11 protein-coding genes are annotated in these 13,340 nt (G+C 61.8%); 3 read left to right on the forward strand and 8 right to left on the reverse strand.

Annotated elements, in window-relative coordinates; genetic code table 11:
* Positions 1–165: 165 nt before the first annotated feature.
* A complete protein-coding gene (locus tag ABWV89_RS18415; protein ID WP_353400399.1) occupies positions 166–1,368 on the reverse strand; it encodes an MFS transporter in 1,203 nt (400 codons plus the stop codon).
* 330 nt (positions 1,369–1,698) lie between these two features.
* On the opposite strand from ABWV89_RS18415, the gene uvrA reads away from it, so the two are divergent.
* On the forward strand, positions 1,699–4,665 hold the full coding sequence (uvrA, locus tag ABWV89_RS18420) for an excinuclease ABC subunit UvrA (RefSeq protein WP_353400402.1): 2,967 nt from the start codon (positions 1,699–1,701) through the stop codon (positions 4,663–4,665).
* On the opposite strand, the gene ABWV89_RS18425 is transcribed toward uvrA, so the two are convergent.
* On the reverse strand, positions 4,641–5,489 hold the full coding sequence (locus ABWV89_RS18425; RefSeq protein WP_353400370.1) for a MipA/OmpV family protein: 849 nt from the start codon (positions 5,487–5,489) through the stop codon (positions 4,641–4,643). The genes uvrA and ABWV89_RS18425 overlap by 25 nt on opposite strands.
* A gap of 84 nt (positions 5,490–5,573) precedes the next feature.
* Between ABWV89_RS18425 and ABWV89_RS18430 the strand changes: the two genes are divergently transcribed.
* Both ABWV89_RS18430 and ABWV89_RS18435 read left to right on the forward strand, forming a co-directional pair.
* The gene (locus ABWV89_RS18430) at positions 5,574–7,154 is read left to right on the forward strand and encodes a CYTH and CHAD domain-containing protein (RefSeq protein WP_353400373.1); all 1,581 of its coding nucleotides are present in this window, start codon (positions 5,574–5,576) and stop codon (positions 7,152–7,154) included.
* A gap of 175 nt (positions 7,155–7,329) precedes the next feature.
* Complete coding sequence (locus ABWV89_RS18435) at positions 7,330–7,776, forward strand: acyl-CoA thioesterase (RefSeq protein ID WP_353400376.1); 447 nt, start codon at positions 7,330–7,332, stop codon at positions 7,774–7,776.
* A 16-nt stretch (positions 7,777–7,792) separates the two neighbouring features.
* Here ABWV89_RS18435 and ABWV89_RS18440 read toward each other — a convergent pair whose 3' ends face one another.
* From ABWV89_RS18440 to ABWV89_RS18465, 6 genes are all read right to left on the reverse strand, one after another.
* A complete protein-coding gene (locus ABWV89_RS18440; protein WP_353400379.1) occupies positions 7,793–8,410 on the reverse strand; it encodes a glutathione S-transferase family protein in 618 nt (205 codons plus the stop codon).
* Between the two features lie 49 nt (positions 8,411–8,459).
* The gene (locus tag ABWV89_RS18445; RefSeq protein ID WP_353400381.1) at positions 8,460–9,176 is read right to left on the reverse strand and encodes a glutathione S-transferase family protein; all 717 of its coding nucleotides are present in this window, start codon (positions 9,174–9,176) and stop codon (positions 8,460–8,462) included.
* Between the two features lie 268 nt (positions 9,177–9,444).
* Complete coding sequence (locus ABWV89_RS18450) at positions 9,445–9,843, reverse strand: hypothetical protein (protein ID WP_353400383.1); 399 nt, start codon at positions 9,841–9,843, stop codon at positions 9,445–9,447.
* 426 nt (positions 9,844–10,269) lie between these two features.
* Positions 10,270–10,587, reverse strand: a complete 318-nt coding sequence (locus ABWV89_RS18455) for a hemagglutinin repeat-containing protein (protein WP_353400405.1) — start codon at positions 10,585–10,587, stop codon at positions 10,270–10,272.
* Between the two features lie 21 nt (positions 10,588–10,608).
* Entirely contained in the window at positions 10,609–11,406 is a 798-nt protein-coding gene (locus ABWV89_RS18460; RefSeq protein ID WP_353400386.1) for a hypothetical protein, read from the reverse strand.
* Positions 11,403–13,184 (reverse strand): DUF637 domain-containing protein, encoded by a 1,782-nt coding sequence (locus tag ABWV89_RS18465; protein WP_353400407.1) that lies wholly within the window; start codon positions 13,182–13,184, stop codon positions 11,403–11,405. Before ABWV89_RS18465 ends, ABWV89_RS18460 begins: the two co-directional genes overlap by 4 nt.
* Positions 13,185–13,340 lie beyond the last annotated feature (156 nt).

A 13,340-nucleotide genomic window follows, 5' to 3' on the forward strand; every position in this document is an offset into this window, starting at 1 on the left:
GACGCGTCACCCACTACACCATGTCAGCTGTCAGACCTGCCATGCGAGGGCCGGAAGGCGGAAAGGCAGTCTAGAAAGCAGCGCCACGGTGGACTTGTACCGGATCGGCAATTCCCTCCGTGCAAACCCGCAGTGTTTGTATCGATTCGTGCTCAGGGAGGCGGATCAGGCCCGCTTGGCTGCTGCGGCCGGCACCTGCATGGGCGCGACCACCAGCCACCACAACGCAATCAGCCCGGCGCAGGCGATGAACAGCCCTGCCGCACCATGGCTGTGGTACAGCCACCCACCGGCTGCGCCGCCGGCAAAGAAGCCCAGCGACTGCATGGTGTTGAACACACCCAGTGCGGCACCGCGGGCGTGGGGTGGTGCCAGACGCGAGGTCAGGCTGGGCTGACTGGCTTCCATGGTATTGAAGCCAATGAAGAACACAAACAGCAAGCCGCCCAGACCCCAGAGACCAAAGGACTGTACGTCACTGCTGGCCCACCAGAAGCCCAGCTGCACCATGGCCAGCAAGCCAACGGCCATCAGGAAAACCAGCTTGAGCTTGCCTTTGCGTTCCATGGGGAACAGCACACCACCCATGACAAAGAGCGAGGCCACCACGGCCGGCAGATACACCTGCCAGTGCTGAGCCTTGGCCAGACCAGCTTCGACCAGCATGGCGGGCACTGCCATCCACATCGCCAACTGGACGGCATGCAAGGCAAACACGCCAAAGTTCATTCGCAGCAAGCCAGGGTGACGCAGCACTTCCACCAGCGCGTGCCCACGAACCTGGCCAATCTCGGCCGGCTTGTGCTGGGCGGGCTCTGCAGGGGCGACAAACAGCACGACGCCAATGGCCAGCAAAGCCAGCGTGCAGGTGAGGGCAAAAATGCCAGACAGCCCCACCAGTCCTGCCAGCCACGGCGACAGCATCAGGGACAGCGCGAACATGAGCGCAATGCTGGCCCCCACCATGGCCATGGCCTTGGTTCGCACCGTGTCGCGGGTCAGGTCAGCCAGGAATGCGGTGACCGCAGCTGAAATGGCACCCGCCCCCTGCAGCGCACGGCCAGCGGCCAGCCAGTCCAGCGTCGGCGCCCAGGCTGCCACGGCACTGCCAGCAGCGAACACCAGCAAGCCGGCGACGATGGTGGGCTTGCGGCCAAACTTGTCGGAAGCCAGACCAAACGGAATCTGCAGGAAGGCCTGCGTCAGGCCGTACAGCCCCATGGCGAAGCCCACGCGAGCGGCATCGTCACCGCCGGGCAGGCGGGCGGCTTCCAGCGCAAACACGGGCAGCACAATGAACAGGCCGAGCATGCGCAAGGCGAAGACCAACGCCAATGCACCGCTGGCCCGGCGCTCAGCAGAGGTCATGCGGGAAGCATCGGCGGGGATAGCGGTGGTCTCGGTTCCGGTCACTGTCTGCAAGAGAGGCAAGGGGGCGGGGATTCACAGTCTGGCCATTGTGCGGCCATGGTCGGGCGCCATGCCAACTGGCAAACGCTGCCCGCGTATTGTGCGCCAAGTTGATCGGGCACCCCGGCAGCCCGCACCAAAATCCCCGACGCTTTATGATGGTGGGTTGCCCCGCTCATTCACCAACGGGCTCGACTGGCCCGCAGCTTGCTTGTCGACTGAACCTTGAAAAAAGCCTCTCCAACGCCCTCCTCTGCCCATCCGGAACCCGCGCACCAGCCTGCCTCGGTGTTGTCGGTGCGGGGTGCGCGCACGCACAACCTCAAGAACATCGACATCGACATCCCCAAGCAGCAGCTGGTGGTGATCACCGGGCTGTCGGGGTCGGGCAAATCGAGTCTGGCGTTTGACACGCTCTATGCCGAAGGCCAGCGTCGCTACGTAGAGAGCCTCTCGGCCTACGCGCGGCAGTTCCTGCAGATGATGGACAAGCCGGACGTGGACCTGATCGAAGGCCTGTCACCCGCCATTGCCATCGAGCAAAAGGCCACCAGTCACAACCCGCGCTCGACCGTGGGCACAGTGACCGAGATCCATGACTACCTGCGTTTGCTGTTCGCGCGAGCGGGTACGCCGTACTGCCCTGACCACGATCTGCCACTGGCCTCGCAGAGCGTGGCGCAAATGGTGGACACCGTGCTGTCCATGAACGAGGGCACTAAGCTGATGATCCTGGCGCCGGTGGTGCGCGAACGCAAAGGCGAGTACGCCGAGCTGTTTGCCGACATGCAGGCCCAGGGCTTTGTGCGCTTCCGCCTGAACGGCGAGGTGGTGGAGGCCGAGGCACTGCCTGCGCTGAAGAAGAACGAGAAGCACAGCATCGATGTGGTGGTGGACCGGATCAAGGTACGGCATCAACCACCGCATTCCGAGAACCCTTTGCGCCAACGGTTGGCCGAGAGCTTCGAGACCGCATTGCGGCTGGCCGACGGCAAAGCCATTGCCATGGACATGGACACGTCTGAAGAACAGGCGTTTTCTTCCCGCTTTGCCTGCCCGGTGTGCTCACACACCATTGGTGAACTGGAACCACGCCTGTTCTCGTTCAATTCGCCACTCGGTGCCTGCCCTACCTGCGACGGCCTGGGCCACACCGATGTGTTCGACCCGGCCCGCGTGGTGGCCTTCCCTTCACTGAGCTTGTCCAGCGGCGCCATCAAGGGCTGGGACCGACGCAACGCCTATTACTTCGCCATGATCGAAAGCCTGGCGGAGCACTACGGCTTCGACCCGGAAGCTTCCTGGGAGAGTCTGCCCGAGAAAGTGCGAGACGTGCTGCTGTACGGCTCGGGTGAAGAAGACATCAAGTTCAGCTATGCGCTGGAGTCGGGCTCGCGCGCGGGCAAGACCATCAGCAAGAAGCACCCGTTCGAAGGCATTATCCGCAACTTCGAGCGCCGCTACCGGGAGACCGACAGCGCCAACGTGCGCGAGGAGCTGGCGCGCTATCGCGCCACGCACGCCTGCCCCGATTGCAATGGCACGCGTCTGCGCAAGGAAGCGCGCCATGTATTCGTGGGCGAGGGCAAGCAGCGCCAGCCCATCTACGCCATCAGCCACGTGACGCTGGGCGAGTCTTTCGATTACTTCCAGACCTTGCAACTCGAAGGCGCCAAGGCCGAGATTGCGGCCCGCGTGATCAACGAGATCCGCCTGCGCCTGAAGTTCCTCAACGATGTGGGCCTGAACTACCTGAGCCTGGACCGCAGCGCGGACACGCTCTCGGGTGGTGAGGCGCAGCGCATTCGCCTGGCCAGCCAGATCGGCTCTGGCCTGACCGGCGTGATGTACGTGCTCGATGAGCCGAGCATCGGCCTGCACCAGCGCGACAACGACCGCCTGATCGCGACGCTGCAACACCTGCGCGACCTGGGCAACACCGTGCTGGTGGTGGAGCATGACGAAGACATGATCCGCACAGCCGATCACGTGATCGACATCGGCCCAGGCGCTGGCGTGCATGGAGGCGAGATCATGGCCCAAGGCAGCTGTGACGATGTGATGAACAGCCCCGCGTCGCTGACGGGTCAGTACCTCAGCGGCCAGCGCAGCATAGCCGTGCCCAAGAAGCGCACTGCCTGGCTGCCAGCGAAAGCGGCAGAGCCACCGGCCAAACCCAAAAAAGGGGCAGCAGCCAAGCCGCGCTTCCCCATGGCGCCCAAGCGCAGCAACCACCCGGCGCACGCCACCGAAGAGGGCATGCAGTCCATCCGGGTGGTGGGGGCCAAGGGCCACAGCCTGAAGAACGTGACGGTGGATTTTCCGGTGGGTCTGTTCACCTGCGTGACGGGCGTCTCCGGCTCGGGCAAATCCACGCTGGTCAACGACACGCTCTATGCCGCCGTCTCGCGCACGCTGTACCGCTCGCATGAAGAACCTGCCCCACACGAGGCCATCGAGGGCATCGAGCATTTCGACAAGGTCATCAACGTCGACCAGTCGCCCATTGGCCGCACCCCTCGCAGCAACCCGGCCACCTACACCGGTTTGTTCACCGGCATTCGCGAGCTGATGGCCGAAGTGCCCACGGCGCGCGAGCGTGGCTACGGGCCGGGACGCTTCTCTTTCAACGTGGCCGGCGGCCGCTGCGAAGCCTGTCAGGGTGACGGGATGGTGAAGGTGGAAATGCACTTTCTGCCCGACGTGTATGTGCCCTGCGAGGTCTGCCACGGCCAGCGATACAACCGCGAAACGCTGGAGGTGCAGTACAAGGGCAAGAACATTGCGCAGATTCTGGGCATGACGGTGGAGCAGGCCTACGAGTTCTTTGGCGCCGTGCCCACGCTCAAGCGCAAGCTGCAAACCTTGCTGGATGTGGGCTTGTCGTACATCCAGCTGGGGCAGAGCGCCACCACGCTCTCGGGCGGTGAAGCGCAGCGCGTGAAGCTGGCGCTGGAGCTGTCCAAGCGCGACACCGGCCGCACGCTCTATATCCTGGACGAGCCCACCACCGGCCTGCACTTTGCCGACATTGAACTGCTGCTCCAGGTGCTGCACCAGTTGCGCGATGCCGGCAACACCATCGTCGTCATCGAACACAACCTGGATGTCATCAAGACGGCCGACTGGATTGTGGACATGGGGCCTGAAGGCGGCTCCGGTGGTGGCACCGTGGTGGTGGAAGGCACGCCAGAGACGGTAGCGGCCTCAGACGCCAGCCACACCGGGCACTATTTGCGCCGGTTGTTGCGGTAGGCAATCCCGACCGTGACGGCGTTGGTGTTGCGCTTGCCCACCAGCGGACTTTCACGCACTGGCCCCATCAGGTGTGAGGTGTTCAGCGCCACGAATCCCACCCAGTGGTCGTTGAAGATGTGGGTGTAGTCCAGCGACAGCCGCGTGTCATACCATCCGCTGCCAGGGCGAAACACGGCCAGGCCGGTGGCCTGTGCACCGGCATTGCCCACCCCGTAATGGGAGCGCAGGTAGGTCTTGTCAGCCCAGGCCAGTGTCATGCTCCCACCGATGAAGCTCTGCTCGCCCACCGGCAGCTTGTATGTGGTGTAGGTGCTCATGCGCATGCCGCCCTGGCGGTCCAGCAGGTCCTGATCGGCATACAGGCCGACACGCCACCGCGATGACAGGTTGTAGCGGTAGGCTCCGCGCACGCGCAAGGTGGTGGCCACGTCCGGCAAGCCATGCAGCTCGTGTCCGGCGTCAAAAGAGCGGCCGTTGTCGATGCGCAGCGAAGCGCTGACCGTGTAGTCGTCCTTGTCCACCAGGTCGGCCGTCACCCCCGTTTCACTGCTGCCCCGACCCGCGGTGAGCAAGGTGTTTGCCCGTGAGCGCGATACCTTGAGCTTGCCCAGCCGGAAGGCCCACATGGGCGAGAAGGTCCAGTGCCGGTCTCCATGGCCAATGTGCGAAGTGCCAGAAGTGACGGACCCACCGATCAGGTAGTCCTCCCCGAAACTGATCGTCTCCTCCTGCGCTTGCGCGAGACTGGTCATGCCCAGCCCGAGGGCGAGCGCCAGCGGCAGTGCTTTGACCTTTTTTCTGTCGTTGGATGCGTGGGACATGAATGGCATCATAGCGACCAGGGGCTGCGTCCAAGCTGCCCGCCCGACTCAGGTTCAACTTCAACTGCTGATCAACGACCACTCGTGCCTTCGCCCGCGCCCACCACGTCCCCTGCCGAAACCGAACTCAAGCTGGCCTTGCCCGCCAACGCCATGCGTGCACTTCGCGCCCACCCGCTGCTGGGGCTGAAGAACGCAAGCCGCCTCAGGCTGCGCAACATCTACTACGACACACCGGATCTCGCCCTCATGGCCGCCAGAGTTGCCGTGCGTGAGCGGTTCGTCGGCCGGCGCTGCCTGCTCACCGTCAAGACTGCCGGCACCTCCCAGGGCGGGCTTTCCAGTCGGGGGGAATGGGAAGGCCCCACCCGCTCGGGGCAGTTCGACTTTGACGATCTCGTCACCGACAGCGCGCTGGCGCAGCAGCTCTCCGGCCTCGCCTGGCAACTGATTCCCGTGTTCGAAACCCATTTCGTGCGGCATGTCTGGCAAGTCCGGTTTGCAGATGCCGACATCGAAGTGGCCCTGGACGATGGCGAAGTCATCACCGGAGGACCAGGCAAATCAGGCAAGTCGCGGGTGCTGCGGGAGTCCATCGGCGAGCTGGAGCTTGAGCTCAAATCCGGAGCGCCAGAGGCACTCTATCGTTTCGCACTGGCATTGATGGGCGACAAGATCGCTCTTTGGCCCGAAGACCGCAGCAAGGCCGAACGAGGGCTGGCGCTCTACACCGGCAAGAAGGTGCAGCCCACCAAAGCCGCCGTCAAGGCATGGCCCGGACAAACCGACTCTCAGGCAGCCTTCTGCGCCGTCGCCCTGCAGGAAATGGCTCAGCTCGGCGCCAACTGCCAGGGCGTGCGCATGGCCGCGCATGCCAACGAGCGCATCGGCGCCCAGGCACTGCCTGACCCGGAGTATGTGCACCAGATCCGTGTCTCGATTCGCCGCCTGCGTACCGCGCTCGGTGTGTTTGGCGACGCCCTGCCCAAGCCGGCGCAAAAGGCCGCCGCCTCCTGGCGAGAAGCCTGGGGAGAGGCTGCCGCCGCCCTGGGCGCCGCCAGAGAGTGGGACGTCCTGCTCACCGATTGGGCCCCGCTGTGGCGCGAGCACGAAGCCGTCCGCGCGCTGCCACCACACGCGCGGCAGGCAATGGAGCGATGGGCGGCGAACCGGCGTGTAGCCGCCACCCAGACTGCGATTTCGCATCTGGACAGTCCGGTGTTCGCACGACTGACACTGGAATTTCTGCTCTGGATTCATGAGCAACAAACAGCCAAACAGAAGCGGCCACAACCCATCGCCCGCTGGGCAGGCAAATCCATCGCCAGACAAGAGCGTCGCTTGCACCAGCTGCTCAAGAAAGGCCTGAGTGCCGAAGCACCTGAACGCCATGTGTGGCGGCTGAAGATCAAGAAAATCCGCTACGCCATCGAGCAGCTGCGCGGTGCACTGCCCAAGCGACAACGGCAAGGCCTGCCGCTGCTTGCCCGCGCACAGACCCATCTGGGCATGCTCAACGATTTACGCATCGCGCGGGAAATGCTGACCGATGCACCTTCAGCCGGGCGCGCAGCCTGGTGGCTCGCCATCGACGACCATGAGCGCGACGGACTGGGTGGATTGCCCCATTTGTCCAGGGCACTGCGCAAACATGCGCCGTCCTGACCCGAAATCATGCCGTTTGGCACCTTGGCGTTGGCATTTGTAACGCGAAGGACCAAATCCGTCAGTTTGGGTCAATACTTGGTTCGCAAAGCCCTGCACCGTGGCAGCGAGCGGCTGACTCGGCGCGGGATCTCACCGCCTGCTCACGCAGGACGTGCAGAGAGAGGAACGGGTTATGTCGAGCATCACTTTGCGGTTTCCGGTTGAACACGAATCTGTGGGCGCCGACGGTCTGGTTCATGGCGGCACCGTCATGCGCTGGATCGACCAGGCCGGGCACGCATGCGCCACACACTGGGCGCGTGCTTCCTGCACCCTGGTGTATTGCAGCAGCATCCGCTTGCGGCGACTGGCGCGCCTGGGCGACCTGATCGAAGTGCAGTCGCGCCTGGCTTTCACGGGCGAGCACAACATGAACATCACAGTGGAGGTGCGCTGCGGCAAGCCGTCAGACGAAGCCTTGCACGACATGGCCGATTGCCTGGTGGTCTATCTGGCGCTGGATGCTCATGGCAAGCAGGTGCGCGTGAACCACTGGGCACCCGAGACACCGGGCGAAATGGCGCTGGCCAAGTCCGCCCGAGAAAAGTTCGACAGCACACGCCCGGCACCGCTCGAGTAGCGCCGCCGGGCCCTGATCAGATCTGCGCGCTTGGCCGCCCGGCCATTTTGTCGCGCCATGCCTGCAGGTGAACAAAACCCGCCTCGCCGGCCTTGAAGCGCATCAGCTTCGCGAACTCCAGCGTGCAGAACGCCGTGATGTCAGCGATGGTGAACCGATCGCCCGCCACCCAGGGCTGCTTCGCCAGCTCGCCATCCAGCCACTGGGCCGTGCCCAGCATCTTCTCGCCTTGTGACGCGCCAAAGTCGGCGAACTGTGGCTGCTCCAGTGTGGCCAGACCAGGGTGCGTGTGCCGCACGCAGTTGGCAATCGGCAGCATGAAGTACCACTCCACGCGCCGGTCTGCCATCTCGATGAAAGCGCGTTCCGTCGCATCGATGCCCATCAGGTTGGGCTCTGGGTACAGGCCTTCGATGTAGGTGCAGATGGCACGGGTTTCCGTCAGCACGCGGCCGTCATCGAGTTCGAGCGCAGGCACCTTGGCCAGCGGACTCTTGCTGCGATAGCTTTCGCTACGGTGCTCGCCCGAGTTGAGATCGACCGGGATCTGCTCCAAGTCATTGATGCCTTTCTCGGCGAGGAACATCTGCACGCGTCGGGGGTTGGGTGCGCGGGGGGAAATGTAGAGCTTCATGGTGGTGTGGGTGCCCGTTGTCTCGATGATGTTTGTGTTTGACCAGCCGTTACGCTCTTCCTGATGGTGCCTGGCCACCCATCTCCACCATTTTTCGGGCCTCTTCCGAGAATCGTTTGGCAGCTTCGTCGCCGTCACGCGCCAGGTCCATTCGCGACGGTGGCTGCTCGATGCCACGCTGCACCGCGGGCCGTGCGCGTATCGCGTCGCGCCATCGCTTCACGTTGGGCAAGCCATCGATCGATACGCCCGACCATCGGTGGGTGCGCACCCATGCCCAGTTCGCCATGTCGGCAATGGAATAGTCATCGCCCGCCAGGTATTCGGTATTGGCCAGTTGCGACTCCAGCACTTCGAACAAGCGGCGCGACTCCCCCTGGTACCGGTCAATCGCTGGCTGAATCTTTTCCGGGAAGTAGCGGAAGAACACATTGGCCTGCCCCATCATCGGCCCGATGCCGCCCATCTGGAACATCAGCCACTGCATCACCCGCGAACGGCCTTTCACATCGGCTGGCATGAATTGCCCGGTTTTCTCTGCCAGATAAACGAGGATGGCGCCCGACTCGAACACCGCAAAACCATCGACCTCGTGGTCAACGATGGCCGGAATGCGCCCGTTGGGACAGATGGCCAGAAACTCAGGGCTCTTTTGCTCCCCGGCAGACAAGTCCAGCGCCTTGAGCGTGTAGGGCAAGCCCATCTCTTCCAGCGCGATGGACACCTTGTGGCCATTGGGCGTGGCGGCGGAGTAGAGGTCGATCATGCAGTTTGCCTCCTGCTGTGCTGACTGAGCTTTGTTCGTGCTTGGTCGTGTTGTCTCACCCCATGGTGAAGCCGTAACGCATTGGGGTGTGTCCCGGTGGTGTCATGGCTAGCTCAACAAACACCCACGCCCGTGGCATCACTGCCATTGGCCTGATTCACAGCAATCCGCACGTTCGTTATCCTCGCGCGTGACCAGTGAGTCGCGCCCCACCCGGACTGAAGATTTCGCAGCTATCCTCCTCAGGCAAGGCGCGATCGCTCAGGCCTTACACGCAACGCAGCGTCAACTGGTTAAAGCCAAACTGGCCGCTACCCGCTGTGGTCTTGCTGCCGCCTCGCACCAGCTCTTCCCTGGTCCAGCCCTTGCCTGAGAGCATGTGCAGCGTGTTGGCACCAGTGCAGGCCACCGTCTGGTCGTTGTTGCCAAAGTAGGTGAGGCAACCATCTTGCGTCACCGAGACATTGTTGCCGTCTTGCGCACAGGTTTTTGCAATGCTGCCATCGGCTGCAGAAGAGTCTTCTGCAGAATCACTGCTGCCCCCGCCACAGGCCACCAGTGCGGCGCACACCACGCTCATGGCCGCCCATCGCAGGGCAGGGTGGTTTTCACGACTGCTGTTGCTGTTGGAGAGGTTGAGATGGATATCGGTGTCGTTGAATTTCATTTTGGGCTCCCTCCCAGAATCATGTTGAAAAGTAAATGGAACGCACTGGCCTGCAGAGCACAGCTGCACACGCGAGGGAGCCGAAAGAAAATCGTTTGGTGCCGGTAGGCCGAGATAACTCACCCACCAGCAGCGAGAGCCAAGGCTGTTGAAGCCCTGCCCGCTTTCTTGCTTTTGCTTTTACGCTCCCTCTCCTCAGGCCCTGACTTTTTCGGACAAATCACCTGAGGCTCTCGCCACCACTGTCGGTTCGACCATGCAGTGGGACAAGTAAAATTGTAGGGCGGCGGTGAGCGGGATCGCCAAACGTCAGTGGCCGTTTCGTGCAGGTTTCACGCCCTCGCACCAGATTGCACAAACTGTGTCGTGGCGAAACGACAGGCGAAATTTTGCGTCGAACCGATGGCCGTCGGTGTCTGTGGATGCTCATCGCTTTGCGGTGAGTGGCAGTCCGAGTTCGATCATGAAACAGCAAGATGATGGCCTTTGCCGGCTGCGCACGTAAGTCTTCTGGGCGGCGGAGAGCGAAATGCTCTCGCCAGCGCGCAGGCTGGCGCCGCCACCAATGTTGCCCTGAACGCCCTGGGCCACGATGTTCTTGCCCGCGCTGATGCTCAGGCCACCACCGATGTTGAGCTTGGTGCCGGTCTGGTTGAAGGTGGAATCTTCGCTGCGCCACTTCGGCCCACGCGCACCTTCGGAGGACTGCGCATAGATGCGGCGGCCCGTGTCATAGGCCAGCAGCGAGAAGTTGCCGCCAGCGCTCTACCCATAAAGTGCCGATCTGAGTTTGAATTGTGTACCCCCTGCACTTCCGTCACAAAAACTCTGCATAGGCAAAACTATTCGGTCAATTCCGCTTTCTAGTGGCTCAAGCCAACCAGCGGCAAGCAATGGGGCTCTTCTCTCTTTGCCTACATACCTCCAGAAGATGGGGCTCAACCACATTGGAGTTCCTATTGATTCAACGTAGCCCGATCTCAAGACACAGCGTCCTGGGTTTCTAGAAATGTCTATCTCAACTTGCTCAAGAGGAGGAGGAAGCCCATTTGAGCGCTTCGGCAACTCATCGTGAGGACGGCCAGCAGCTTCGTATTGAAGAGGATCCTTTGCGTTTTGCCAGTACTCATATTCGACGTCCGCCACCCACGCCTGAACAAACGATTTTTCATTAAAGAATGGGACCACCCAATCTTCCCAGCAAGCTATAGATCCGGCACGAACCTCCTCTACGCTCAGAAAGCTCTGCTTAAGATTTGATACGCAGCCAAAACGAAAAGAAACTCCTCTCGCCTCCAACGGAATACTCCATCGCCCTGAGCTCTCGACTCGTTTCAGGTACGTGCCAGCATCAATGGCACCCTCCTCGCCGTTTTCCTTGAACTCCATTGGAAATCCAGACTGCTCCATGATCGCAACAACCAATTGAAGCACATGTGCCGGCGTAAGAGCTCTAACATGAGCAATATCAGCGAACTTACCCCCCCCTTCACCGTCCACACAACTCGAATCGGCATCTAGCGCAAACACTATCTGGAGCTTTTCCCGCCTATCGCTACTCATTTAAATTCCTTGATGATAACTGTAACATTGTTGCCAGCTCCGTATTGAATCAAAGAATGGGCTGCCGCCGCCCCGCCTGGCTGGACTCTAATATCCAAGATCATATTAGCAGGCTTGCCATCAACTGTCGCGCCATTTGACCCCAAATCATAAATGTGATCTTGCATTCTTCGAAGCCAAGTAGCCCCATTCGTATCAACCGACTTAAGGCTAACAAGGTTGTTTCCATATTGGAAATCAACTAATTCGAATTTCCCATTGTTGAGCTGCCCAATATTAAACCAGTCTTTGTACTCCGTACGAGCAAGATGCGATTCGATAGCGTTCCCGCGCTCAAACCAGTTCATGTCCCATACATTCGCAAGATTTCGCTCATCTGAAGCTCCCCTCGCAACAGACCCCATCAGAACCCGATCCAGCGCCGCCGCCAACCGATTGCCAACTGCCCCACCCAGCACCAGCTCTTCCACCGGATAAATCGGCGTTGCACTGCCATTGATGGCATTCATGAACTCCAGCCGGTCTTCGTCCCGCAAGCCCATGCCTGGCGCGATGTCGCCCCGTGTACCGCCAAACAGCGGGGCGTTGATGTGCGGATTCTGCCTCTGACGCTCCGTCGCAGAGAAATAGGTTTGAACTTCTCCGTTGTCGTCAACTGCGGGCTGACCGTTGACCAGGATAGTCCGCCCGGTGTACGGGTCAAGCAGGCTGGCGGCATCGTTGAGCAACGCCAGGTAGTTGTCGAACCCGCCAAGGCTGGCTACCGTGCCATCTTGCTCAGCTGCCCGTGCCAGCTCCGTCAGGTAGGCTTCGTGTTGCTCACCCTTCTCTGCGTCTGCTCGAAGCTCTGCAACCCGTTGCATGGCATCGGCATACTGGGCGGCAACTTGATTCACATCACACGTTGGGTTCCCTTCACACAGGGCTTCAGCGCGTTGTGTGGCCAACTGGCGGATCAGCGCTCTTTCATTGACATGCAACTGCCGATTGTTCTGCGCCGCATTGAGCGCGGTGGCCGCTGCCAGGTTCATGCTGTCAGCATCACCGCCCACCAGCAGTGCCCCTGCTGCCCCCATCAGGCGGCTGAGCTGGTTCATCTGCTCGGTGGTTTCCTTGAACTGCGCCACCAGCTCAGGGCTGGCACCGTCTTTGTTGGCGTCGATCTTGAGCTGGTCGTAGTCGCTGGCGCTGGCGTACCAGCCAGCCATCAACTCACCCATCACACCGCCGGCAGCACCCGCAGCACAGCCGCCAGAGCTGTCAGCCATGGCTGAGCCCACAGCGCAACCGAGCAACGCATGGGCCATGGCTCGGCTTACTTCGTCGAGGTTTGCTTCGCCGATGGCGTGTGCCCCCTGCGCTGCAAAGGTGTTGACTACTGCGGTACGCAGATTGTTTTGCAAGGCCTCTTCCAGATCGGTGCCCATGATGGCGCTTTCCAGCACGGCGCTGGTGATGCCTTGCACCGCATTGCGGGCGAGCAGCTGGCCGACGCTGCTGTTGGCGTCCACGCTGGCCAGCATGGTGCTGCTGCCAGGCTCGACCGGAATGTTGTTGAGCAAGCCGTAGGTGGCACCAGCCGTGGCCATGCTCAGCAACACGCTGCGCACGTTTTCGCTGCTGCCCAGCTCGTCGAGCACGGCACCGATATCGCCCTTGTTGTTGATCAGGCTGACCGCGGCCGTGGCGGCCAATGAGGACACACCGGCTGAGACGGCGGTGGCGAACGCGGCGCCACCCGCAGAAAGCACCACTGATGAACCGGTGACGGTGGTCATGGTCACACCAGCCGCTGTACCAGCGCCAGCACCAGCGCCTGCGGCAGCCGTCATGCCCGCACCATTGGCCGCAGACGCCCCGATGCCACTGGCCGCACCCGCCGTGAAGATCGTCACCACAATCGCCACCGCAATGGCCGCTTCTTTGGTCAGACC

Source organism: Hydrogenophaga sp. 5NK40-0174, from assembly GCF_040372165.1.
Lineage (GTDB): Bacteria > Pseudomonadota > Gammaproteobacteria > Burkholderiales > Burkholderiaceae_C > Hydrogenophaga.